The organism is Dyadobacter sp. NIV53 (assembly GCF_019711195.1).
Lineage (GTDB): Bacteria > Bacteroidota > Bacteroidia > Cytophagales > Spirosomataceae > Dyadobacter.
In genome coordinates this window covers 6,422,915-6,449,660 of the sequence record NZ_CP081299.1, presented here as the reverse complement: position 1 = coordinate 6,449,660, position 26,746 = coordinate 6,422,915, and the positions used below count along the sequence as shown (strand labels likewise).

Below are 26,746 nucleotides of genomic sequence, written 5' to 3'. Positions count from 1 at the left end.
CCCTGCCCTTCACCCCATGCCCTTCCCTCTTGCCCCTCGCCCCACTCCTAATTCATCAAAAGCGCCCGTTTGAACAGGATTGACTTACCTGCCTGAACCGTGATGATGTACACCTGCTGCTCAAAGTCTTTCTGGTCGATGTCAAAAACATACTCTTTTGCGCCTTTTTTCTCTTCTTTCAGCAGGGTAATATTCGTAGTCGAACTGGCCATGGTGAGCACCACATCCGTTATCCTGGTCAGCTTGACGGTCACCGTAAACTTTCCAAAGTTTGGATTGGGATAAACACTCATTTCCCGGATCAGATTGGTATCATGGTAATGCAGTGATGAATCGGTCTGGTCAATATCGTCCTTGTCAAAAATCCGGATCGTCCTGATTTTTGTATTGAGACAGTCACCCTTCCTGGCCAGCATTTTGATGGTGTACTCGCCAGCCGAAATGACCGAGTAAGAGAGTTTTGTCATCTGGTTTACAATTGTCTGCGCCTGTGCAGGAAGTTCCCAGATTATCTGGTCGGGTGCAGGCTTTGAAATATCCAGTGCCGTAATCGTATCGCCGACAAATGCCTGGATCGTCATCAGGAAATCGGCTTTAAGTGCATTGTTGTTATTTTCCAAAACAAACTCGCTGCTTGATGCGCATCCAGTTTTATTGGTCATCACCACCTTATAAATCCCGGCATCCACAGCCGCCAGTTTCTGACTGTTTTTGGCACTGGAAATCTCCGCATCTTTGTAAAACCATTGAATGGCCATACCCGGATTATTAGCCTCCAGTATCACTTCTTGTCCGATACAAACCGGCTCAGGTGTTGGGAAAATGGCATTGTTGATCTTTTCGGCGGCCGTAATGTTGACCACAGAAAAAGAAACGCACCCATTGGCATCTTTGGCGTTGAGCATGTACTGACCCGGGGTAAGTCCGTTGTAATTCCAACTATTATCCTGCACGGTAGGTTTGCTTGCTATTGAAGGCGCCACAACAGAATACGGTGATGTGCCGCCTGCCAGGGAAATTGCAATACCCGCATTGCTCTCTCCAGCGCAAACCGGCCCCTGCCAGGACACCTGGCTCATAAGTGATTTGGGCCACACCAGTTTTACAGGTTCTATCAGTGCTTCACAGCCTTTACGGTCTACCACCTTAAAAGCATATTCAGCCTGGGTCAGCCCTTCAAAAACTCCCGTTTTTTGTTGTGTCACATTGTCTTTCCAGTAGACGTAGGCATTATTTCCTCCGGCAGCGCTCACCAGTATTTTCCCATTCTGGTCACCCGTACAAAGCGGATCCGTTTTTTTGATCAGGGTAAAATCCAGTTTGGCAGGTTCGGTAATGGTCAATGATGTCGTATGCTCGCACAACTGTGCATCTCTTACCCAAAAGCGATATGCACCAGCGGAAAGGTTTTTAAAAGTGTCATCGGAGTAGTACTGATTTCCGTCCTGCGAATAGACATATCCCGGTGTCCCTCCTTTGGCCAGTATACGTATACTACCATTCTTCTCACCGTTACAACGAACCGTATCGCTGTTGATAGCAGACAAACTCACAATCGTTGGCTGGATCAGCTCCACTTGTTTGGTGAGGACACAACCCACGGCATCTTTGATTTGAACCTTATAACCATTGGCAGTAAGTCCGGTAAAAGTACCGTTGCTGGAATAGGAACTTTCGTTGATGGCATAAGTATAGGCCGGGGTAGCACCCGAGCCTATGACTTCTATTTTGCCCGTTTGGTCCCCGTAACATTTGTTATTTGACGCAGTGAATGTGCCAGTCAATTGGGTCGGCTGTTCAAGAAGAATGCTTAATTTATCGGTGCAGCCATTCTGGTCTTTGATATCCACAGCATAAGTAGCAGATTTTACATTGGCAAAAACGAACCGGTTATTAACAGGATTAAACGTTTGTCCTTCAAAAATCGCCTTATAGCCCGGTGTCCCACCCGAAACATCCACAGTGATTGTACCGTTGGCATCCCCGTTACAGAGTGGCATAACCGTCGCATATTTGGACTCTATCTTTGACGGCCATTTCAACTCCACTGTTTCCATGGAAACACTACATCCTTTGCGGTCTGTCACTTTAACTGCATATATCGATTGCGTCAGCCCCTGAAAGAGGTTTTCCGGCTGGCTGACAGCGTTATCAAGTGTGTAAATATTACCACCGTTACCTCCTTTTGAAGAAACCTGAATCTTGCCGTCTTTCCCTTCAAAACACAATGGGTTCAGTTTCGAAACCAATGCGAGACTAAGCAAGTCAGGTTGTGTGAGCGCCAGGCTGCTTTCTTTCAAACATCCCTTGGTATCTTTTACATAAAACTTATAAGTACCCAGCGCCAGGTTAGAAAATTTGGAATCTGAGAAAAAATCGGTGCCGTTCATTGAATACTGATAAGTGGGTGTGCCGCCGCCTGCTGCCACGTTGACCATTCCGTTTGACTCCCCAAAACAACGGATCGTATCCTGGTAAACGGTTGCCATGGTGAGTAAGGAAGGTTGAACCACCGGAACTTGCTGGGTACTGATGCATCCGTTAGCATCCCTGACAAAGGCCGTATAGGTGTTGGCGCTTAGTGTTTCAAACTTACCAGATGAAAGAAAGTTTGTGCCATCGACTGAAAAAGTATATGCCGGAGTTCCTCCGTTTCCAGATATTTCCAGGCCTCCCGTTTTATCTCCGTTGCAATCGTTGTCTTTTTTGGTAAAGTTGCTCGTCAGCTGCGTAGGCTGTACAAGTGTAGTCCTCAGGCTGTCAATACAACCCAGCCGGTTTTTAGCATAAAGACGGTATGTACCGATAGACAAGCCCGCAAAAGTGCCATCATTACCGAAAGAGCCGTTATCAATTGCGTAAGTGAACGGGCCTGCATTATTATCCCCTTTAATCGTAATTATCCCGCTGTTTCCTCCGTAGCACAATACATTCTGCCTGCCCACAATCTATAGATCGGCCCGGTTTTGTTCCTTAATTTCAATAGCTGTGGCTGTTTTGCAGGAAAGCGGGGCATCCTGGACAACCAGGTTATACACATTGGGGTGTAGTCCGGTAAATGTTCTGTTACCCGAAAATGCACTTCCGTTTAGCGATAACTGATAATTGCCATTGCCCCCGGTAATATTGGTAATGTTCAGGTTCGCAACCGGCGTGGCGCAGCTGACCGGATCAATCGTATAGCTCGTTTTGATGCTGTTTGGTAAACTAAGATCTACCTCTTTTTTATAGGAACACAGCTCGTCCGCAACGGTTACAATATAAGTCCCGTTTAAAAGCCCTGAGAAAGTCGCGTTCGAAGAAAAACTGTTTTGGGAACTGATACTGTACTGGTACGGTGGCTGGCCTCCGTTCGCATTGACAATGCTGATCGAGCCGTCCTCACTGGTGCAGCCGGAGGGCAAAGATTTGGTTACCTCGTAACGGATGTTGGTACTTTTTGGAATGATCGTTACTGGAAAGTCCTTGGTACAGCCCGCCTGGTCTCTTGCCGAAACAGTGTAATCTCCTGCTTTTAAATTATCAAAAAAGCCTGTTGCATTAGTAACAGGACTTATGGGATTAAACTTGAAATCCGACCCGCCTAATGTGTAGGAAAAATTTCCGTTAGAGCCGACAGCAGTTACCAGCGCTTCTCCCCTCGTGTAGTACTCGCAGTCCACATCCTTTTTGCTTAGAAGCGAAACGAGGATATCTATAGGCTGTGTTAATTTAATACCTGGCAGGGTAAAAAGGCAATTATTTGCGTCCTTACCATACACGGTATACGTCCCGGCCGACAAGCTGGCAAATACCTCTGAACTTTGATAAGTTGTGTTGTCCAGCGATACCTGATATGGAGAGGTACCTCCATTATTTTTTATTTCAAAATGGCCAATGTTTTGGTTGTAGCAAGTCAGACTGGCCTGCGATGCAATGGTCACTGTGTAAGCTTGCAGTGGCTGGGCAACCTGGGCCGAAACCCCTTTGGTACATCCATTGCCGTCCTTAACTATGAAACGAAACCCGGTAGCATTCAGGCCCGAAAATAAAGAAGCAGACTGGTAGTTAACCGAATCTTTGGAAAAAGTATAAGGCGCCACCCCTCCTGTTGCGGCAAGCTGCACAGAACCGTCACTTCCAGCGTTGCATTTCACAGCGGTTTGTGACAGAATCGAAGGGATAAGATCGGCGGGCTGGTTGGGTGTTACGGAGTTCGTTTCCTTTATACAGCCGTTTCCATCTTTTACCCAAACTTTATAAGTCCCCACGGCCAGCGATGAAAAAGTGGGCAAAGCCTGGTAGGATGCTGCATTAATTGAATATTGATAGGGCAGTGTTCCGCCTGCGGATGCTGCCTGGATTATGCCGCTGCTGCCATTATAACACAAAACCTGCTGGATGATGGAATTACTTACGACAAGATCCGTTGGCTGCGTAATGTTTCCATTGATGGTACGGACACAACTATTGGCATCTTTCACCGAGAACACATAACTACCGGCTACCAGACTTTGAAAGCTAGCGGCAGCCTGAAAGTTCACGCCGTTTATAGAATAAGTGTAAGCACCGGTTCCGCCTATAGCAGTGATTGCTGCACTGCCATCACTCCCGCCGAAACACTTCACATCGGATTTGGCAAAAGCCGGCACAATATCAGAAGCCTGAACAACAGTAACGGCCGAAGAAATTTTCTGACAGCCATTCGCATCGCGGATAGTAATATGATAGCTGCCTGCTGTTAATGACGTAAAGGACGAAGCTGTAACAAAATCAGTAGTATTGATTGAATATTTGATAATACCGGTGCCTCCGGAAGCAACCGCGCTGATCTGTCCGTTGCTCCCGCCGAAACAACTGACTGTTGCGCTATTGGACGCCGTTACCACAAGATCAGTTGGCTGCAGGATTTCGCCGGAAACGGTTGCCTTGCAACCATTGGCATCTTTCAGTGTAATGATTAAGTTGCCCGCTGGCAAGGAACCAAAAACCTGCGAGTCCTGGAAGCTGGTACCATCTTTTGCAAATTGATAAGGCACGGTCCCACCCGATCCGGCCAGGGTAAGCGAACCATTTCCAGCAGCGAAACATGTCACGTCCGATTTGCTTAATACAGAAACAGAAACCGCCGTTGGTTGGGTTACAGCTACGATGTTGGATTCCTTCACACAACCGTTGGCATCCTTTGTCCAGATTTTATAACTACCGTTTGGCAGTCCATTAAAGCTATTGGTATTAGCGTATGACGTTCCGTTGATTGAATACTGATACGGAGCGGTTCCGGAAGCAGCTAACCCCTGTACAGCCCCGTCACTAAGTCCGTTGCAAGATACAGCCTTTTGTAAATCAGCAGAAATAGTGAGATCCCCGGGCTGTGTGATGGTAGCATTGATGGTTGTGGAGCATACCTTGTCTTTTATAACAACCGAATAAGTTCCTGCCGCCAAGCCAGAAAAAATGTTGGATGCCTGGAAGGTAACACCGTTGTCCACAGAAAATTGAAGCGTCCCGCTGACCTGCGATCCTGCGGTACCAATTGTAATGGAGCCATTATTGCCGCCAAAGCAGCTGATGTTTTGCAGGCTGGCCACTTTGGCCAACAGTTTGCTAGTAGTATGAACTGTATCGCTTAAAGCTGCTATGCACCCATTGTTATCTTTCACTGAAAAAGTATGTACACCTGCCGCCAGGCCCGGAAAACTATTGGCGTTACCAAAACTGCCACCGTCACTTGCATACAGGTAAGGCGCCGATCCGCCGGTCACCCCAATGGTGACCATGCCATTCGCAGTTGATGCACAGGTTTCATCAGTTTTGGCAGATACGCTTATCAGCATGGCGGAAGAAGAACCGACTGTGACATTCCGTGTAGCCATGCAACCTGACGCATCCCGCACCTTAATCACATGGTTTCCCGCAGCCAGGCCGGTAAATACGTTTGATGAAACATATGCCCCTCCGTCGAGTGCATATTGCAAAGGTGCCAGTCCGCCTGCCGTATTCACCGTGATCTGGCCGGATCCGCTGCCACTACATGCTATATCGGTTACAATCGGGTTAATCGTAATATCGGCCGCTACCTGGAAAAGCTGCCGGGTATACAGAACCCCATCAACCAGCACACTGACCCACTGTGAGCCGGTCTGCATACCTGTCCAACTCACCGCAGTACCATAATCCAGGCCCGCTCCGGAGCCCGGTGTAAGGCTGCCGCTGGATGAACCATATTCGACAAAGCGCCGCATCTCATCAATGAGCACATTATCCACATAAGCCCTGTAGTACACCCCGTCATAAGTGACCTTAAATTTAGATGCCGGCCCAGAGCTGTAAGAGGTGCTTGTCAAAACTCCGCCCAGCGATGCTTTCTGTATCTGGAACCCGGCATTGTTGACCTGCCGGATAGCCATGGCTTTAAAGCCGAAAGACAAATCACCTGCCGGATCCTGCCCGCCATGGTTGTACTCAAGCACAATGGGGATTTCGCCGGAAAAATGTGTATTACTTTCTAATTTGACCGAGGTATTACTGGTGATAGACCCATTGGTATTAATGCTGTAAACCGGTGTTCCCTGGTAACCGTTGAAATTAATGTCATATCCGCCCGGGTTGATTCCTGTCGCCCCGTCGGTCAATGCTGTGCCATTTACCTTAAATGTACCATTAGTCTGCGGGCTGAAAACATAGTAGCTGACCAGACCGTGTGATCCGATAGTTACCGGTGAACATTTGCCAATCGCTACCGGAGTGGAAAGTTTGCTGTATGGCGGATACTGGTCGTTGGCACCGATACCGTTTCCAGAAAAACCGCTGCCTCCCTGAACCTGAACATATACATAATCATCCTTGACAGTCTGCTGGTAAGTGATCCCTCCGCAGTCATCAGTGGCCCTGAAAACATCACCTGGTTTCATTAGCCCGAAATCCATTTCAAAGGCATAGTAACCCCCAACAATATAGAGTGGTGTTAGCTGTGAAGAGCCTATCTCGGCATTGTTGATGAAAAGATGGATGGTTGACGGATCACTGCATGATGAGCCATAAACTTCCAGCTGCCGGTCCGTATATTTGACCGGGTTCATAAACAGTTTGTTCTGAGCTGTGGAAACTAGTGGAAAGAGTACCGCGAGTGTAATCAGCAAAAGCACCGCTTTCAGGAACCTTGTGTATAATTTTGTCATGGAAAATGGAATACTAGTTAATGTTATTCAATAATGGTCAGCTGCTGGTCAGATTGCTGCTCATATAACTGCTGACCGGATGTGGACAGGAACAGGATACTGACCATATAGGCAGCGGGTTTTATACCTGCCGGCAAAGTGATGGACAGGGTTTTATTCTCAGCCAAATAGACGCCGTTCTGATTGTAAATAACTCCGGCGCCTGTAAGCTGTACCTGGTAAAACCGTGTGGCTAGCTTGTCAAAACCTTTAGTCCGAAGCTCTACCAAATCGCCGGCTTTATATGTAGACTTCCCAGCTGTAGTTCCGGTTACAAAAGGCAGTTGATTGTCATAGATATGGATAATCTGCCCCGCCGCTTTACCAGTGACTGACTCGGACGTATTGCAGAAGGGAGGCCGTGTAAAGGCCTGCTTTAATATCCGTACCCACAGCAAATGAAAGTTTACCATTTTGCGCGGCAGCAGATGGCAGACTGTAAGTTCCCTGTTCACCTACCAGGATTAGCTGGTACACATGCAAAGCCGGGACAATATAACTGCCCGCTACAACAAGACTATCTCCCTGCAAAATGTTATGCACTTTGACTGCTGTTATTTCCGGTGCGGGAATTCGCACCATGATCGTTTGAGTCGAAACTGTTTCCAGCTTGTTTTTAATTATTTTCACAAAATAGGCCGCAGGATCTATACTGACGGGGATGGTTAGACGCACATGGGACGAATCGATCAGTTCCGAAGGAATGGCAAATTCCTGCCCCTGTACATTTTTTAGCATGGCATTGATAGCCAGACCGAAGCTTCCAAAATCCTTTCCCGAAATCAGCAGCGTCTCCCCTGCCCTGAGGGATTCTTTGGAAAAGCCAAGGATCTGAGCTGCTGGCTGCTGTGCAGAAGACACCATAACCGTATATACCTTTTTTGATCCGTTCGCCGCGGTGACTGTATAACTTACCGGCCTGGAAAAGTCCTGAAGCACAGAGCCGGAAGGCACAATCGTTGCAGACGGACTGATCTGTATATCTGCAGACAGTGCGTTCAGCACAGTCCCATAAGCAACTGCTATCTGGATCCTGCCCGTACTTTCATCAATATTTATACTTGTCGCAGTTACAGTTTGAAGGGCAAAAGACAGGATATGTCCATTGCCAGGCAGCGACTCTTTCTCTTTGCAGGAAAGTACCAGCAGGATTAATAAAATAAAACAGCTGCACCTGTTTACGGTAGCGAGACAATTGGCCGTAGATAAACGAAATTGTGCGGAAAGGAGAGTTATTTTCAAATGAATAGTATTAAATATTTTTCACTATTTAATAAACTAGTTGTACAAAACATATTTATATAACTATGTTAGACCAGACGCAGAAGTTGTGGACTGGTCACAATTTATTTTACATAATATTTTTTGCGCATACGATAACACTAAAAAAGTGTTACAAACAAGAAAGTAGGTTTCCTTGCAAAAGAAGTCTGCTTAGCAAAATAAATCCTTTGATTTTAAGGAACTTACACATCTGGATGAATTCTGGCTAAGAAAAGATCGCAAGTATAGCCAACTTCCAAAAATAGAAGCTGGGAGTTTATATTTTGTCGGAAAGAGGTCTCATTAGAATAATTGGCCTTTTAGTCTTATCAAATCTTACACTAATACTTCCAATCTAATTTATCGAAATAAGCCTCAGATCCTGTGGCAGGTTCATGCTCCGAATGTCTGATAATAAAATAAAGCTCCTCCACCTTTTTGATAGAGAAGCTTTGATAAGATTGTAGAAATAAAAGAAATTATTATCCGATTGGCAGAGCCTTTTTAATCATTTCCAAATGAACAGCAGCACCTGAATGGGCGGCGTCTTTTGTGAGCACCTTTTTGAATAAATCCACAGCTGTCTGATAATTTTCCAATCCTAAATATCCCAAAGCCGAAATATACAGGCAATGTATCTGATTAAGCACATTCAGATCGGAATCAAATATCAACAGATCCGGAAGGGACACGGCGAAATAATCAAGCGTTACCTGATCGTTTTGGTGCATTTCTCCATAAGCAATAAGTTTGCCGAAAATCTGGTTCGCCTTTTCTGTTTCTCCCAGTTTTTTCCATGCCAAACCCTGGTAAAATATTTTATCGGGCTGCTGGTCATTATAAAAAATCGCCGCAGACGGCTCACTGTTTCCTTTTGTGGCTTTCCGGAAGTAATCGTTCGCGGTATCTGTTTCATTCAGTCCTTCATAACCGCATCCCAGCCAGTAATGAACATCGTTTTCAGGCGTATCCGGCAGTTTACCTTCGCCAAGATTATGCGGCAGTGTACGTGAACGTTCTAATTGTGCAATGGCTTCCCTGTAATTTTCATTTGCCAAATTTTCCAGCGCCAGACTTATCATTGCAAATACGTATTGGCTGGAAACCTTTCCCTCTCCTCCTTCCCAGGGATGAAACTGCCGCTTTTCGATGAGTTGTAAAGCCTTTGCTGGTTCTCCTGTCAAATTGTACAAAGCGGCAATTTCAAGATACAGATCATCTCTTCCGGCTGCCGTTTCTGCATGTTCCAATAAAAAGGTTAATCGTTCCTGCGGCGGTTTATTTAAGCGTAAATACAACTGATTCACTTCCATTAATATACGTCCATCATTCTGATTCAAGGAAAATGCCTTTTCAAAATATTCAGTAGCTAATTTGTGATTATTAAGCTTATTGAAAACGGCAATTCCCAGGTTCCTGAATGTAGTAGGAAAGGCATTATTGATCTTCGCCGATTGTTCCCATAAATTAATTGCCTCGTTGTACTGCCTTTTGTCGTAAAACAAATTTCCCAAATAATATGGTGCATAACCATCAGACGGATTATGCTGAATTGCAGATTCCAGGGCAAGGATGTCTTCAAGTTTATTCGGGAAACAGTAGTCCGGCTTTTGGGCTGCGGCTTTTATCAGATAGTTTTGAGCCAGATCCTCCTGGCCGAGACTGCGATAAATGTAAGCCAGATGATAATAAACCATTGGATTGCCCGAACCTGATTTTTCTGAAAGGGACAAAAAATCCAGCGCTTCTTCATACAAGCCAGCCCATGCATAATCCAGTGCATATTCAATATAATTATTGTCGTTGTTCCTTCCCAGCGACTGGATTAAGGTTAGATCGGGTGCGCCGGAGGTATTTATATGTTCAGTTATAATAAGCTCATATCGGGCTCCCAGATTAAACCCGTCACGTTTTATGGCCTCCCGGCAAACAACCAAAGCCTCCTGGTTACGCCCCAGTTTTCTGAGTAAAGCAGCTTTCATGACATAAGCTTTGCTGCTGCGGGCATTGCGGTCGAGAGAAAAGCTAATGTGCTCCAAAGCAAGATCGTAATCTCCTCTTTTAATATCAATTTGTGCCAGCGAAAGATAGGCTGCATCCTGCCACGCCGACGACCATGCTGCTTTATAAAATGCCTTATATGCTTTGTCGGTTTCACCCAGAAATAAACAGCAAATACCAAGATTGTAGTAGGCTTCCCCATCATAAGGGTTTGGGTTACGGCTCGTTACACTTTTAATCGCTTTTTGAAAATAACCTTCACTTCTGGCAAACTGTCCTCTTCTTAAATACCAGGCACCCAATGCATTGTTGTTACGGATATCGGAAGGATCACGTCGAAGCGCTTCCTCATAATAGGGAACCGGACTATAAGTAGCATGCCGGTATTGTTCCAGATGATGGCCGATCAGAAAGAGTTGTTCGTTACTTTCAACGTCTTTTGGCGCAGCCGGAGCAGCAGCCGGTATAGGAATCTCATTTTTCCGGTTTGCTGATGGATCAAAGCGGATTTTCTCTTTTCCAAAACGGTCGTAAACAGTCAGTGCAATTTTGGCAGGATTGATGTGATCAGGCAGTACAAGTTTGTGTTCAAATATCTTTTCTGGCTTAATATCGGTTTGAATTTCAAAAAGTATCTCAACTCCCTGGACAAGTACAACACGGAGATTTTCCTGTTCAGATGTGACAAGTACCTGTATTTTAACTTCCAGATCTTCTCTTTCCAGATTTATCAGGATATCCCTGGTCGCGTTTTTTACTACACCCAATTCATGATAAGGAAGAAAATACTGAGTAAATGACTTTTCTTCATTGGGCATCAGCCATGTAAAATCCGGCTGGTTATCGGTGAACATACCCGTCATTAATTCAATATAAGGCCCGTCTTCGTCCGTTAGGTTTCTGTCCCAAGCCTGCCCGAAATCGCCATGTCCCCACGTCCACTGCTTTTTGCCTGGTGATACATGATGGTTGGCGATGTGCAGCAATCCGGCCTTTGTATCATGCTCATAACCTCCCACAAAATCATAATCGGAATTAATGGCCATGTACGAAGTCGGTACCGGAATATTCCTGTACCGCGAAATATCAGTACCTGGCGAATAATCGACTTTATAATAAGTACCGGTCGCAATTGGAAACGTAGATACGTCCCGCTTTCCATGATCGAAAACAGCATTTACGTCGGAAGGAAAAACAGACTGGTAATCATCATTAACCTTCACAGCCGGATTTGCCCACCATAAAAATGTTTGTGGAAGCGTACTGCGATTGTAAAGCTGGGCTTTAATTTCCAGATAGGCATGATTGGGATAGAGCGTAAAACCCGCCATTCCTTTTGTCCGGAACATCTTCTCAATTTCGTTGACCCAAACAGTTTTGCTGCCGTCCGCGTTTTCCTCTATGCGGTAATCGACAGGTTCGAATGTAGAAGGCCGATGATGCTGCGGCCAGTTGAATTCAATGCCTCCTGAGATCCAGGGACCTGTTAAACCCACCAGGGCCGGTTTTATCACCTGGTTGTAGTAAACGAAGTGTCTTTGTTTAAGTTTATCATATGCCATCTGCACCCGGCCACCAAGTTCGGGCAAAATCATAATTTTCAAGTACCGGTTTTCAAGAAAAAGCCCGGTATACTCCTTTTCAACTTTTGTATCAAATATTTTCTCAATCACCGGATTTGGGTAAACCACCCCACTGCTTCCCTGATATACTCTTTTTTCAAAAAACATGGGATTCTTTTCAGGCTCACCGACTTCATAAGTAGGTATGATGACTTTTTCTTCCCAAATCTCGACGTTATCCATTACCGTATTAATTTGATTAATGTTTGATATAACTTTCTTCCAGATTTTCTAATGTCTGCCCTTTCGTCTCGGCTACCTTTGCTTTGACAAATACAAAACCCAGAAAGCAAATAACCGCGTACAGGTAAAATGGCCCGAATGTTCCCAAGGTTTTGGCCAAAACAGGAAACGTAAAAACCAGTATGAAGTAGGCACCCCACAGCGATACCGTCGCAATCGAAATACCCATTCCCCTTATATTGTTGGGGAATATTTCGGTGATCAAAACCCAGGTCACGGGAGCAAGGGAAGTGGCGTATAACGCAATTGCCGACAGAACAAGGATCGATACCACAATGGCAGGAGCGCCGTTTTGCAAAACATATGCCAGTGCAATATAAGTGATCGAAAGACCCAGTGATCCGATTAACATCAGAGGCCGCCTGCCCAGCTTGTCGACCTGCCACATGGCGACCAAAGTAAAGATCAGGTTGACTGCCCCGATGGCAACAGTTTCCATCAGTTGCCTGTCAAGGTCTGCGCCGATAGATTCAAAAATGGTAGATGTATAATTAAAAACGACATTGATCCCGCAAAGCTGCTGAAATACCGCGAGTGTAATCCCAACCAGCAATGCCGGTCTTACCGCTTTTTGAAAAACATCGGAAAAAGAGGCTTTCGGTGCCGACAATAACGTTTTACCAATTGCCTCCTGTGTTTCACGCACAAAATGTTCATTACCAATTTTTGACAATACCTGATGCGCCTTTTCTACCTGACCGTCTTTAATTAACCAGCGCGGGCTTTCAGGAAGCCAGATTACGCCCATTAGAAACAGAGCGGCGGGCACAGCGCCAAGGCCAAACATCCAGCGCCACGCATCGGGACCGGTATCAGCAAGAAAATAATTGACCATATTCGTGATCAAAATACCGGATACAATAGTTAACTGATTGATAGACACATTCCTTCCACGCATTTCTGCGGGAGAGATTTCCGCAATGTACATGGGGCTCAGCATGGAAGCCATGCCTACGCCAATGCCGGCCGCAAACCTCATCAATACAAACACGGTCAGATTACCCGAAAGAGCCATACCTACCGAAGAAATGGCAAATATAGCTGCTGCTACGACCAGCCCCGGTTTACGTCCGTACAGATCGGCCAGTTTTCCGGCGAACATGCAGCCCACCATACAACCCAAAGCAAGCGATCCGGTAAGAAAACCTTCCCACCAGACATCAAGCTGAAATTCAGTTCTTAAAAATGGCAGCGCCCCGGAGATTACCGCAAAGTCGAATCCGAAAAGATATCCTCCCAGTGCGGAAATCAAAGATATACCCACAATATAGCCGCTGTTGTATCGGATAGTATTTTGTACGAGTTCAGTTTGCATTGCTCTTAATTGTTTTTGTAAAGCACTTTTTCATTTTAAACGGGCCTGTTTCAATATGCAAAATTGTCCTTTTGATTTGAATAACAGAATGGACTAATTTATCGAAATGATGAACTATACTCCGGTTAATTTGTCTTTTGCTAATTTCCCGCTCAATCTACACAGTTCGTTTGTAGCTAATGTTCAGAAATCACCTATTTGGTAAACCTTCCGGGGTCATCATTAAAGGATATTGAAAAGAAAAGGACGATTCCTATGGGTTTCAATCATTGAACAATAATCAGATAATCCATGAAATTCCAATTGCTATCCATTGAGGGAAAATAAAAAATGTAGGTACTTGCGCTTTTAAAATAATTCATTTTTATGCGACGAATAAGTACATTTCTACTGTTGACCGGACTGCTTTTTCTGGTTCCGACAATACATTTTCATGTAACTGCTCAAACCAAAATTTCTCTGCACGGAGAATGGTCAGTACTCCTCGATCCAACAGATACTGGTGTGCGGAAACATTACTGGTACGAGACTTATCCGGATAAAATCAAACTGCCAGGATCCCTTACATCAAACGGTATTGGTGATACCGTCCGTGTCGATACGCCATGGGTTGGTGATCTGTTTGACAGTACATATTTCACATCTGAAAAATATAAACCTTACAGGGAAGGCCATGTAAAAGTCCCGTTTTGGCTTACTCCGGCACATTATTATGTCGGGCCGGCATGGTACAAAAGGAAAATTGATATTCCGGAAAACTGGTCAAAACAACGCGTAACGCTAAATCTTGAAAGATGCCATTGGGAAACGTCAGTTTATGTAAACGGTATTTTCTGTGGATCAAGAAACAGCCTGGTCGCGCCGCACAGGTTTGATGTAACGCCATATTTAAAAGCAGGCAGTAATGCCATTGTGGTGAGAGTTGACAACCGGATAAAACTGAATATCGGCCCGAATTCCCATAGCATTTCGGATCACACACAAACCAACTGGAATGGCATAGTCGGAGATTTATCGCTTGAATTATTTGCAAGAACTTATATAGAAGACGTTCGAATATCTTCCGACATAACGACTGGTACAGCGAACGCCATTATTAAAATAAAACAGGACAGGAACCACGAATTTGACGGAACATTAACGTTAAAAGTCGGTGATAATGACAAAACTGTTGAAATTCCTGTACACCTGAAAAATGATACGACTACTTTAATTACAAGTTATAAAATCGATAATCCAAAACTCTGGGATGAATTTTCACCGAATCTTTACACGATGTCAGTTCAGCTAAAAAGTAAGGAAGGAGTCGTCGTTTCTGATCAGAAACACACATTTGGTTTAAGAGAAGTAGGTAAAAAAGGCACACGTATTACCATGAACGGCAGGCCCATTTTTTTGAGAGGAGATGTCGATTGTGCAGCATTTCCGTTGACTGGCTTTCCTCCAACCTCAGAACCGGAGTGGGAAACCATTATGAAAACGGCAAAAAACTATGGACTTAACCATCTTAGGTTTCATTCCTGGTGCCCGCCGGATGCAGCGTTCAGAGTGGCAGACAGGCTTGGATTGTATTTATATGTGGAAGCGCCGCTTTGGGCAAACCAGGGAAGTGCGGTAGGAACAGATGGTATTATTGACCGCTTCATTTATGATGAATCGCTCCGGCTTATTGCTGAATATGGCAATCATCCTTCATTTTGTTTTATGTCGTATGGCAACGAGCCTGCCGGAGGAGATCAAACAGAATTCCTGGGAAAATATGTGAATTTTTTCAAACAATATGACAACCGCAGACTGTATACAAGCGCGGCAGGCTGGCCGTCTATTCCGGAAAATGATTTTGATATTCATTCCGACGCCCGGATCCAAAGATGGGGTGAAGAGCTTACGAGTATCATAAACAAACAAGCGCCGAGCACTGCATATGACTGGCGGGAAATCATTAAATCACATCCCCGCCCCTACGTCAGCCACGAAATCGGACAATGGTGCGCTTTTCCCAATTTCGAGGAAATTCCAAAATACTCAGGCGTAACGAAGGCTGCGAATTTTGAGATATTTCAGGAAAGCCTGCGAAAAAACGGAATGGCCGATCTGGCAAAACCGTTTCTGATGTCTTCCGGAAAGTTGCAGGCACTTTGCTATAAGGCTGATATCGAGGCTGCACTTCGTACTCCCGGTTTTGCCGGATTTCAGCTGCTGGGCTTACACGATTTTCCGGGACAGGGTTCCGCACTGGTCGGCGTTTTGGATGTATTCTGGCAGTCGAAAGGATACATTACTCCCGAAGAATACAGGACTTTTTGCAATGAAACTGTGCTTTTGGCCAGAATGAACAAATTGTTGTATAAATCGTCTGACACGCTCAGGGCAGATCTGGAAATCGCCCATTTTGGAGCCAGTCCTTTAGCGAACCAGACCTTGCTTTGGAGCATTATTGATGAAACCGGAAAAAGGTATCAAAGTGGCCAGATCCAAAAAGAGCAGATACTAATAGAGAACGCGCAATCCATTGGGTCTATTAATCTTTCATTGAAAGGTTTCAAACGTGCTCAACAACTTACCTTAAAAGTACAGCTGAAAGGCTCAACCATTTACAATAGCTGGAACGTGTGGGTTTATCCTGATAAAGTAAATGAAAATATTGGTAAGACATTGGTGGTTAAAGAACTCACCGAAGAAGTGTTAACCCAGCTCAAAAATGGAGCGACGGTGTATTTTGAGGCATTCGGTAAGGTGAGAAAAGATCAGGGCGGTGATGTTAAAATAGGCTTTTCAAGTATATTCTGGAACACATCCTGGACAAAAGGGCAAGGGCCGCATACGCTGGGATTACTGGTGGATCCGAAGCATCCTTTATTCACTGAATTTCCAACGGAATTCCACAGCAATTACCAATGGCAGGAAATAGTGAGCAAATCCCAGGCAATGATACTTACCGACCTGAGCCCGTCTGTTAATCCACTGATTCAACCAATTGATACCTGGTTCGAAAACAGAAAGTTGGGGCTGATATTTGAGGCGAAGGTGGGTAAAGGAAAATTACTGATTTGCAGCGCAGACCTGGAATCGGATCTTGGAGAAAGGCATTCTGCACGCCAGCTGCGTTACAGCCTGCTTAATTATTTGAACAGCAAAAAATTTAATCCGACTACGGAAATTACTGAATCTGCACTTGAAAAGCTCTTTCTTAAATAGGCTTTTGTACTTACAGATTACACCTGAAACCAGGCATAACCGGCCTCTGCCATTTGACCGGTTATGCCTGGTTTATTATCGTGCTATCTTCCACAAACAACCTTTTCTTTCTGTATTCAATGGGAGGGCTTTCCATGATATTCCTGAACAGCCTTGAAAAATAATACTGGTCGCTGATGCCGATCTTTTGTGCAATTTCACCAATACGAAGATCTGTAAATTGCAGATACTGACATGCTTTCTGTATTTTCAAATGGTTAAAATATTCGATTGGCGCATAACCCGTTTTCTTTTTAAAAAGAGCCGAATAATGTGAAGGGGAAATATTAACGTAAGCCGCAAAGTCATCCAGTTTTAAAGACAAATGAATACTTTCCTGCATGTAATCAATCGTTTTACTGATCGCGTCCTTATCAATCGTTTTTCTTGTCAAAGTAAATTTATCACTTTGAATGAAAGACACCAGAAATCGCCAGAGCGTCATATTAACATAAATAAGATTGTCCAGCCCATATCCCTTTTCCAATGTGTAATACATGTCATCAAAAAGCCGTACACGTTCTTCGTCATAAGGCACAGCATTTATGTGGCTCTTGCCCGAATCCATCATTAGCTTAGCGATGTTTGTTGCCTGTTCGCCTTTAAGGTGCATCCAGAAAATACTCCATGGATGGACTTCGTCAGCGCCATATCTGTGTGGTGTCCCGGTTGGAATAATGAGAAATTCGCCTGTTTTAATAGGAACAATACCCTTATCCGGCATCTGGGCCCAACCTTTTCCATCTACACAGTAAATAAGAATATTTTCGGGCACACCATCAAGGCGCTGCCTGTAATGGAATTGCGCCTTTGGATAAAATCCCATGTCCGTGACATACATGGTGTTGATCGGTGGCGTTTCTGAACAAATATCCACCACACTTTTTGGAAGTACTATGGCTTGCTGGCCGGCAAAGCCGTCTCTTTTTCTGGAAATAACGGTATCACTCATAACGATGAATTTTAAACAAACCTAAACAAATAATTCATAAGATTGTCTATCATTATAAAATTTTAGTGCAAATATTTCACAACTTAATTATAATATATTTGCATTCCCGATTAAGTGAGAAAACAGGGCCATCAGCTGGATCAATTCATAATAAACTATGTCAGAATATACGTTTGGAACCTTGCCTGATGGAAAAGAGGTATCGCTTTTTGTGTTGAAAAACAGCAAAGGCTACACGGCAGAAATATTGAATTACGGAGGAATTATAAAATCCTTACATGTTCCTGATAAAACTGGTTTAATGACTAATGTGGTACTTGGCTTTGAATCGCTTGAAGAATATGTGGCCGATCAAACTTACATGGGTGCACTGGTCGGGCGTTATTCCAATCGTATAACGAATGGACGCTTTGAACTGAATGGAAAGGAATTTCAACTATCGGTGAACAATGGGCAGAACTGTCTGCATGGAGGTTTTCATGGATTTAATAAAAAACTTTGGGAATTAGTAAGCCATAATTCTGATTCGCTGAAAATAGCATACACCAGTCCGGATGGTGAAGAAGGCTTTCCGGGTAACCTGAGCGTTCAGGTATTATATACTTTAACGGATAAGAATGAACTTAAAATTGAATATCGGGGGATTACCGACAAAACAACATATATTAATTTCACGCAACACAGTTATTTTAATCTTTCAGCTGGTTCAGAAAGAACAATAGAAGATCACTTTCTTCAGATAAACAGTGATTTGTATCTTCCTAATAACGAGCAGTCTGTACCAAATGGCAACTATGATTTCGTTTTACAAACGCCATTTTCGTTTGTAAAGCCAGAAAAATTGGGTGACGCGCTTACTGACGTCCATGTTCAGATGAAACTGGATTTTGGACTCAATCACAGTTATGTATTAAAAATCCGAAATTCCCAAGAACTGCAATTAGCAGCCCGGCTCTTTTCTCCAACAAGCGGAATTACCATGGAAACCTTCACAACGGAACCTGGAATTCATGTGTATTGTGCTAATTATTTTGATGGAAAAACGAGTGAAAAATTTGGCAAATCTTATCCAAAATATGCCGGGATTTGCCTCGAAACACAGCATTTCGCAGATTCTCCCAATCAGCCTGGCTTCCCTTCAACTTTGCTTTTACCTGGCGAAGAATTTACTTCAACAACCATTTATTCATTTCATACCAAAATTGACTAAAACAAAAGGTCTGGTAATGTCAGTTTTTGGTAAACACAGACAAGTTTCCACTGTTTCTGGACACAAAGAAAAGATCCTTTTTACCTGTTACTTTCTTGATACTCCGACAGTCACCGCCAGCAAAAAAACCGGAAGTTTCAGTAGCAACAGATTTAAAATCTCCTTTTCCATTTCCTTTCAAAAACAAACCATATGACGCATCATATTGTCCGGCAATTGGTTCTGTGGTAAAATCATTTCCAACCAGAAGCACATCCATATTTCCGTCAATATCAACATCTTCAATCAGAATATCCTGCATTACTGAAAGCTGAGCAATCTGGGGTAACGGTATTATCACAAAATTTCCTGATCCTTTATTTTCGATGTATACACTTTGCTGTTGAAAAGCCTTACTTACCGTAACTCCTTTCATCTGTTCGGCAGTCAGCAGTTCGCTCATTCTGATCCTGGAATACAAAGCGTATGACTGAAAACGTTTCTTGAAAACCGGAATTTGCCTCGCCAGTTCATCCCTTGACGGAACGGGATATTCAATTCCATTCAGATAATAAGCAGGTATGGCATCATAACGGCCATTTCCATCCAGATCGGCGCTGTAAATGGACATAGGCTGTTCTTTTGAAAAACGATAACGGCTGTTCATGCCGAGGTTTCCGGCCACAAAATCCAGATCGCCGTCGTGATCAAAATCAGCGGCTTTTACACAATTCCAGAAACCATTTGAAAAGGGGAAACTATTTTTATCAGCAAATTTCCCATTGGTATTTTTATATAAAGTCAAAGGCATTAATTCGCCGGTAAGCATCAGGTCAGGCCAGGAATCATTATCTATATCCGCCCATACCGCATCGGTTACCATGCCAATTTTCCTTAAACCTGGCGCAATCAAATCGGTCACATCCGTAAAATGTCCACGGTCATTACGTAAGATACAACTTTCGCCTGCCTTCGGATAACCGAGCGGCGTAAGCCTACCACCACGAAATAAATCCAGGTCGCCATCCTTGTCAAAATCTGCTGCCACAACGCAGGAACCACTATGCCGGATCATAGGAAGCATGTTTACTGCAGTCGTAAAATTTCCGCGACCATCATTGAGATAAACCCGGTCCTGGTAATATTCCGAACCATCAAAGTACTCATTAGAACCACTTACAAGATACAGATCAAGATCCTGATCACCATCCAGATCTGCGAGCAACACGCCGGTATCTTCTTCGTCTTTTTGCTCAGCCAATCCTTTTATAAACTTTTGAGTAAACTTTCCGGATACATTCTGAATATAGAAACTACCCTGATGACGATACGAACCGCCGATATAGAAGTCTTCCAGCCCGTCGCCGTTAACATCGCCAACAGTCATTTTCGGCCCCTGTTTAGAAAGCAGATGCGGCAACATTGGTTCCTGGTTATAATCCATGTACGGCTCTTCCTGATGCTGATAATTAATTCCCGTTTGCGCTGTAACATCTTTCAAAATTGGAACGATAACTTTTTCCTTCGGTGTTAATTGCCTTGCATCCTGATAATTAACCGTTAATTGCTGATTGACCGGAATCCTTTTAATTATCTGACCTTTTCCATCCGGCCAGGTAACCTGAACTGAATCTACCAGCTTGGCATTTCCTAAACCAAAATGAACCTGGTAATCGCTCGAAGACTGAAATCCCCGCGTAACCGAGTGGTTTATTTTCTGCAAATTGTCGCCATTGTAAAGCGTGATTTCGGCCCCTAATCCACTGATATTTCCTTTTTTACCTTTCAGATTAATATTTAAAAAGTTTTTTTCCGTTGTGTTATTTTGAAGAATAAAAGCCTCCTGGTTAATATTGTTCACAACCAAATCCAAATCGCCATCACCATCCAGGTCAGCATAAGCCGAACCGTTGGATAAAGAAGGAGAATCACCAAACCAGTCTTTTGTTTTGTCTGTGAAAGTGAGGTCGCCGTTGTTTTTGCATATAAAATTATTCTTTTTTAAAGTCTTCATTTTCAAGGCTTCTGTCTTCATCCGGTTGTTGATGATATCAATTGACGCTCCGCCTGCCGCCATTTCCATATTGTAAGCCACAAAATCCAGATCCGTTATGTCGCGCAAATAGCCGTTGGTAATACAAAGATCCTTCAATCCGTCGTTATCGAAATCTGCAAAAAGCGGAGACCAGCTCCAATCTGTGCTGTGTACACCTGCAAACTGCCCGATCTCGGAAAAATGAACCAGTTTATTTTCAGCATCGTCCTGGCCTGATCCGGCGTTTAATTGAAGCATATTCCTCATATACTGAGGATGATAACCCAGTTGACGCGCCATTTGAAATTGCTGAAAATTCGCCGGTCCGGCCATTAATTTCCGTTGCTCATTATCAGCCGGAAGCATGTCCACAGTCATCAGATCGATCTTCCCATCATTGTTAAAATCCGCAGCGTCCGTTCCCATCGTAAACTGGCTGTGATGCCCGAAAGCTTCCTTTGCGGATTCAGTAAAGGTGCCGTCCTGGTTATTGATATACAGTAAATCACTGGAAAGAAAATCGTTGCCGACCAGAATATCATCCCAGCCATCGGCATTAAAATCGGTAACCGACAAACCCAGGCTCATTCCATCGTGGACAATACCGGCTTGTACCGACACATCTGTAAATTTGGCGCCGTCGTTGCGGTAAAGTTTATCAGGTGAAAGCCCGCTTCCATCATTGACCTGAGCGACAAGCTTATTGGGATTTCTGATCAGATTCGTACTCGTGATCAGGAAAAGATCCAGGTCTCCGTCTTTATCATAATCTAAAAATGCGGCCTGATTGGTAAAGGTTGTATCCGCAATTCCAAGCCGCTCCGCAGACTCTTCAAATTGTAAATTGCCTTTATTGAGAAACAATTTGTTTTTTCTTTTTTCAGCCGGATAGTTACCTGATTTACAAACATAAATATCCATAAGACCGTCGGAATTCACATCGGCCATGGTTACGCCCGTGCTCCATCCGCCGGTTTTTATACCTGCTTTTTCTGTAATGTCTTCAAAATGAAGTCCACCATTTTCTGTTTTCCCTTTGTTCAAATACAATTTATCAGGAACCTGATTTCCGGTAAAATAAAGGTCTGGTAAGCCATCATTGTTGATATCACCGACCGACACACCTCCGCCATTGTAGACATAGTAATAATCAATCAGATTAAAATCGTCATTTTCCCTGATGGTATTCTCAAATTTGACTCCTGTTTGGGAAGAAGGGAGTGATGTAAATAGCGTCTGTTTTTCCTGATTACAGGAAATGATTAAAATCCAAAACAGGAAACAGCTCAGCTTTACTTTCATTTTTAATTCAAAAAGATAATTGATAATATACGAAAAATGGAGAGCCTGGTTTAGCTCCCCATTTTATTATTCAGGCTTTTATTTCCATTCCGGGTTTTGTACAACGTTCGGATTTCCCTGGATCTCTATCAGTGGAATCGGCAGTACATAATCTTTCGCTTTCGGAACACGCCCTACCTTATACGTCGCAGAATACCGCTTGATATAGTCGCCCAGATAATCGGGCGAACCACCAAATTTACTTTTTCTCCGAAGTTCAGGATAAGTAACCTGTTCAAACGCAAATTCGTGCACTACTTCGTCAACGATTGCATTACGCAAAGTGGCTTGTGTCAATCCTTTCAAAGGAGTAAGGCCCGCTCTCGCCCTTATTTTGTTGATACTTTCATAAGCATCGCCTTGTCCGCTTTCGTTACAGGCTTCCGAATGACCGAGCAATACCTCTGCGTAGCGCATATAGATCGTATTTTTTTCAGCATTTGAATAGTTTTTATCCAGTTCAACAAGTTTTCCAGACCATGCTTTGCTAAAAATCAACTCCTCAGGCTTATTGGGATTTGCATTCGGATCAACTAGTCCGCCGAAACGGGATAAATTATAATCTGCTTTTGCCGACCATTTTACCATCGGAAATTTACCGTCGGATGTTTTCGCGGTTCTTCCTGTTGGATAGGTTTCAATAAAAGTACCTCCAATCCTTTTGTCGTCATCCTCATAAGACATTCTGAAATCTTTTGTCGCACTCAACCAACCCCATCCGGCACCGCCAAGGTCGCTTGGAAAGTCTTCCGGGTTGAAATGCGCCGAGTTATTACCATATTCAGCAGAATTGGCTTTTGCCGAAATCTGCCCTTCGAAAATCCGTTCGCCCTGATTTTCGTGGTCTGTATCAAAATTATTTACAAAATCAGTATACAAAGTCATCCCGCTGTTTGCAATAATATCTTCCGCTGTTGTCTTTGCATCTGCCCATTTCTCATCCCACAGCTGCGCTTTCATCAGCAATGTTTTTGCAGCCCATTTAGTGGCACGACCGGCATTGGTTCCGGTATAACTTGCAGGTAAAACAGCAGCAGCAGCAGTAGCATCCGCATAGATCTGGTCAATCACTTTTCTCTTGCCGCCTGCGTTATCCGGCAAATCCTTGAAGCTTTTTGTGGAAGTTATTTTAATTGGCGGGTTATCAAAGTATCTCAAAAGCTCATAGAAATAGAACGCACGAAGAAATTCTGCTTCTGCTTTGATCCTCTGTACTTTGTCGACATTGGCCGGATCGTCCATTGCGTCTGCAACTTCGATAAGCTTATTAGCCCTGTCGATAGAACGGTAACATTCCTGCCAGTAAATGTTGATATAGTCATCGGAAGCACTGATATTCCCCAGATTGTATTGAAGCGGGCCCTTCTCCCACCCGATCTGGTAACCTACCAGACATTCAAATACATACCGGTCATAAAAGTGATTGGACCAGTCACCATTTCCCATTCCCAGATCATCATAAATAGCATTCACGCCCAGTTCGAGCTCAGTCGCTGATTTGTAGAAGCTATCCGGATTAATAAAATCAGGTTTTTCTTTAAGATCGGAACAGCCAGCCGTAATCAGCATTCCTACTGCCACTGCAACCTTGGCTTGTTTTATAAATTTGTTTTTCATTTGATCAATCTTGTTATGTTTTAAAAACAATTAGCTCACATTTCTGCACCACCTATCTTCTAGAATCCAAGATTCACACCTACGGTCACAGTACGTGCACGAGGGTAAGCATCATAGTCATCTCCACGGTTCAAATTGCTTTGTCCACTGTTATTTACCTCAGGATCAAAACCTTTGTATTTTGTGATCAAAAATAGATTCTGGCCACTCACGGACACTCTTGCCGAGCGGATAAATTTGCTGGAAAGCGGGACGTTATAGCCCAGCGACACGTTCTGCAACCTTACAAACGAACCATCCTGGATAAAAAAGGACGATTTACGGAAAGAGATAAAATCCCTTCTTCCATCAATAACCGGCCGGCTTGCATTCGGATTTTCGGCACTGTAAGAGTCAGTCAAAATATTAGAAAGCTGGTTAATTTTCTGAACACCATCGCCTATTTCAGATTGCTGCAAATTACGAACCTGATTCCCCTGAACACCACGGAAGAAAATACCAAAATCAAAACCGCGATATTTCACGGAGCTGTTTAGTCCCCAGGTGAATTTTGGATTGGGATTACCAATGATTTTATAATCATCGGATGTGTATTTGCCGTCACCATTTACGTCTGTATATTTCGGGTATCCTGCCTTTGCTGAGTAAGTTGCCGCCTCTCCGTCAGAGGTAAATAAGCCTGCATATTCATATCCTCTCCAAACGCCTATCGGGTTACCGGCTTGCACCCAGCTTCCGTCGATCCCAAGGTGACCACTCGGACTGCTTGCAAAATAAGGTGTGCTTCTACCCAGGTCAGTAAGTTTGTTTCTTACATAAGAAATGTTACCTCCTATATCCCATTTCAGTTTTTCGCCATCAATCGCTTTGAAATTGGCTTCAAAATCCATCCCCTTGTTGGTCAATGTTCCGGAGTTCAGCAACACAGTACCAAAACCGGTACTTTGCGCAATGGAAACATATAGTAGCAAATCGGATGTTTTGGTGTTATACCAGTCGATCGAAAGATCGAGGCGGTTTTTAAGCAACCTTGTGTTAAAACCAATGTTAAGCATTCTGGTCGATTCCCATTTGAGATCCGGATTCGCAATGTTGTTCGCACCGTAACCTGCACTTAGCTGGCCTCCAAAAACGTAATTATAGGGAACAAGGCCTGATACGGATTGATAAGGAGGAATGTTGGAGTTTCCTGTAATACCGTAACTAACCCGCAATTTCATGTCGTCAAAAATATTGCTTAGCCTCGAATCGGTGAAGAACTTTTCGTTTGCAATTTTCCATCCCAAAGCTGCGGAAGGAAACGTTGCATGTTTATTATTAGGGCCAAATTTTGAAGAACCATCCCGACGAACAGTAATAGTCAGCAAATATTTGTCATAAGCGGAATAATTGAAGCGGCCAATTACTGACTGAAGGTTCCATTCCTGCCTTCCTGAATAAGGCGTCTGGATTTTCGATCCGTTTTGCAGGTTCATTGACTCCACATCATCAGAAGGCAGCCCAAAAGTAGAAGCTGATGCATACTGGTTAATTTCATGCTGAAAAGTGTAACCAACCGTAGCGTCAATAACATGATTTGGATTGAGTTCTTTGTGATAAAACAATAAGTTTTCGTTCAAAATATTCAACACATTTCTATTGAACTTGTCCAGCTCACGGCCGTTTTGCCGTCCAAGCCTTGTGAAGCTGTTATAAAACGAAGTCCTTGCCGCGCTTACCACGTCAGCACCAATGCTGGTCTTGAAATTCAGACCTGGTAAAAGTTTGAAGGTAATAGCCGTTGTTCCGAAAAGGCGGTTTGTAATATCCTGATCAAAACCTTCCTTGGCCTCTGCAACCGGATTGATCGCGAAACGACCATCGTAGCTTGGATAATTGTAACCTCCGGTCTGGTTGTAAATCGGAACAGTTGGATCAAGGCCAAGTGCCGTGATCATAATCCCGCCAGGGCCACCTCTGTCAGTCGGTACGTTATTGGAAACCAAATGACTGTATGACCAGCTATTGCTCAGCGTCGCTTTTCCACCCAGAAAGTCATTGTCCAGGTTTACACGGAAGCCGTAACGTTTAAAATCTGTATTGAGAACGATACCCTGATTATCAAGCACATTCGCACTAAAAGCATATTTTGTAGTTTGGTTTCCTCCTGAAAAAGTAAGCTGATGGCTTTGTATGCTACCAGCACGCGTTACTGCATCTACCCAGTTGGTTCCTGCACCGATAGCTGAAATCTGGTCGTCGCTGTATCGGCCTGCTCCACCCTGGCTGATTTCCAGTTTATTAATGTAACGCATGTAATCGTCTGCGCGAAGCATTTTAACCTTTCTGGCCATGTGCTGAAACGAATAAGAACCGTCATAAGTTAATCTGCCGCTTCCGTCTTTTCCTCTTTTGGTCGTAATCATCACCACGCCATTCGCGCCGCGGGAACCGTAAATGGCTGTACCGGATGCATCTTTTAACACTTCAATTGACTCGATATCATTCGGGTTAAGCATAGCCAAAGCATTAGATGGCTGACGGTTTCCGCCCGTTCCAACAGCATTATTATCAGGGTAAATTGGCAATCCGTCCACAACATACAATGGCTCAGAACCACTTAGAATAGAATTAGGCCCACGGACACGTACGGAAAGGCCTCCACCTGGCGCGGCGGAAGATTGCGAAATCTGAACACCTGAAACCCGTCCCTGCAAAGCCTGATCCAGTGAAGTAACTGGAAACTCCTTGAT

The 26,746-nt window shown here is 43.9% G+C and carries 12 protein-coding genes; 2 read left to right on the top strand and 10 right to left on the bottom strand.

All coding sequences use genetic code 11. The annotated features are described in order from the left end of the window. Positions 1 to 47: 47 nt before the first annotated feature. The 6 genes from KZC02_RS26485 to KZC02_RS26460 form a co-directional block, all read right to left on the bottom strand. On the bottom strand, positions 48 to 2,945 hold the full coding sequence (locus KZC02_RS26485) for a SprB repeat-containing protein (protein ID WP_221391411.1): 2,898 nt from the start codon (positions 2,943 to 2,945) through the stop codon (positions 48 to 50). Positions 2,946 to 2,948: 3 nt separating this feature from the next. Beyond that, positions 2,949 to 7,160, bottom strand: a complete 4,212-nt coding sequence (locus KZC02_RS26480) for a SprB repeat-containing protein (protein WP_221391410.1) — start codon at positions 7,158 to 7,160, stop codon at positions 2,949 to 2,951. A 23-nt stretch (positions 7,161 to 7,183) separates the two neighbouring features. Then, positions 7,184 to 7,429 carry a hypothetical protein gene (locus tag KZC02_RS26475; RefSeq protein ID WP_221391409.1) on the bottom strand — a complete coding sequence of 82 codons (246 nt, stop codon included), beginning with the start codon at positions 7,427 to 7,429 and terminating at the stop codon, positions 7,184 to 7,186. A gap of 91 nt (positions 7,430 to 7,520) precedes the next feature. Then, positions 7,521 to 8,441: a DUF5018 domain-containing protein gene (locus tag KZC02_RS26470; protein WP_221391408.1), complete on the bottom strand. Its 921-nt coding sequence runs from the start codon at positions 8,439 to 8,441 to the stop codon at positions 7,521 to 7,523. A gap of 503 nt (positions 8,442 to 8,944) precedes the next feature. Further along, complete coding sequence (locus KZC02_RS26465) at positions 8,945 to 12,268, bottom strand: DUF5107 domain-containing protein (protein WP_221391407.1); 3,324 nt, start codon at positions 12,266 to 12,268, stop codon at positions 8,945 to 8,947. 16 nt (positions 12,269 to 12,284) lie between these two features. After that, positions 12,285 to 13,643: a sugar porter family MFS transporter gene (locus KZC02_RS26460; protein ID WP_221391406.1), complete on the bottom strand. Its 1,359-nt coding sequence runs from the start codon at positions 13,641 to 13,643 to the stop codon at positions 12,285 to 12,287. A 366-nt stretch (positions 13,644 to 14,009) separates the two neighbouring features. On the opposite strand from KZC02_RS26460, the gene KZC02_RS26455 reads away from it, so the two are divergent. Further along, positions 14,010 to 16,841: a glycoside hydrolase family 2 protein gene (locus KZC02_RS26455; protein ID WP_221391405.1), complete on the top strand. Its 2,832-nt coding sequence runs from the start codon at positions 14,010 to 14,012 to the stop codon at positions 16,839 to 16,841. A 61-nt stretch (positions 16,842 to 16,902) separates the two neighbouring features. On the opposite strand, the gene KZC02_RS26450 is transcribed toward KZC02_RS26455, so the two are convergent. After that, positions 16,903 to 17,832: an AraC family transcriptional regulator gene (locus tag KZC02_RS26450; protein WP_221391404.1), complete on the bottom strand. Its 930-nt coding sequence runs from the start codon at positions 17,830 to 17,832 to the stop codon at positions 16,903 to 16,905. A gap of 157 nt (positions 17,833 to 17,989) precedes the next feature. On the opposite strand from KZC02_RS26450, the gene KZC02_RS26445 reads away from it, so the two are divergent. Continuing rightward, the gene (locus tag KZC02_RS26445; RefSeq protein ID WP_221391403.1) at positions 17,990 to 19,042 is read left to right on the top strand and encodes an aldose epimerase family protein; all 1,053 of its coding nucleotides are present in this window, start codon (positions 17,990 to 17,992) and stop codon (positions 19,040 to 19,042) included. Between the two features lie 19 nt (positions 19,043 to 19,061). On the opposite strand, the gene KZC02_RS26440 is transcribed toward KZC02_RS26445, so the two are convergent. The 3 genes from KZC02_RS26440 to KZC02_RS26430 form a co-directional block, all read right to left on the bottom strand. After that, a complete protein-coding gene (locus KZC02_RS26440) occupies positions 19,062 to 22,358 on the bottom strand; it encodes a VCBS repeat-containing protein (RefSeq protein WP_221391402.1) in 3,297 nt (1,098 codons plus the stop codon). A 78-nt stretch (positions 22,359 to 22,436) separates the two neighbouring features. Further along, positions 22,437 to 24,014: a RagB/SusD family nutrient uptake outer membrane protein gene (locus KZC02_RS26435; protein ID WP_221391401.1), complete on the bottom strand. Its 1,578-nt coding sequence runs from the start codon at positions 24,012 to 24,014 to the stop codon at positions 22,437 to 22,439. Between the two features lie 59 nt (positions 24,015 to 24,073). Further along, a complete protein-coding gene (locus KZC02_RS26430) occupies positions 24,074 to 26,746 on the bottom strand; it encodes a TonB-dependent receptor (protein WP_229254418.1) in 2,673 nt (890 codons plus the stop codon).

Coding starts and splice junctions, on each gene's coding strand:
- KZC02_RS26480 (WP_221391410.1), bottom strand. CDS start 7,160: ATGACAAAATTATACACAAGGTTCCTGAAAGCGGTGCTTTTGCTGATT.
- KZC02_RS26465 (WP_221391407.1), bottom strand. CDS start 12,268: ATGGATAACGTCGAGATTTGGGAAGAAAAAGTCATCATACCTACTTAT.
- KZC02_RS26460 (WP_221391406.1), bottom strand. CDS start 13,643: ATGCAAACTGAACTCGTACAAAATACTATCCGATACAACAGCGGCTAT.
- KZC02_RS26455 (WP_221391405.1), top strand. CDS start 14,010: ATGCGACGAATAAGTACATTTCTACTGTTGACCGGACTGCTTTTTCTG.
- KZC02_RS26450 (WP_221391404.1), bottom strand. CDS start 17,832: ATGAGTGATACCGTTATTTCCAGAAAAAGAGACGGCTTTGCCGGCCAG.
- KZC02_RS26445 (WP_221391403.1), top strand. CDS start 17,990: ATGTCAGAATATACGTTTGGAACCTTGCCTGATGGAAAAGAGGTATCG.
- KZC02_RS26440 (WP_221391402.1), bottom strand. CDS start 22,358: ATGAAAGTAAAGCTGAGCTGTTTCCTGTTTTGGATTTTAATCATTTCC.
- KZC02_RS26435 (WP_221391401.1), bottom strand. CDS start 24,014: ATGAAAAACAAATTTATAAAACAAGCCAAGGTTGCAGTGGCAGTAGGA.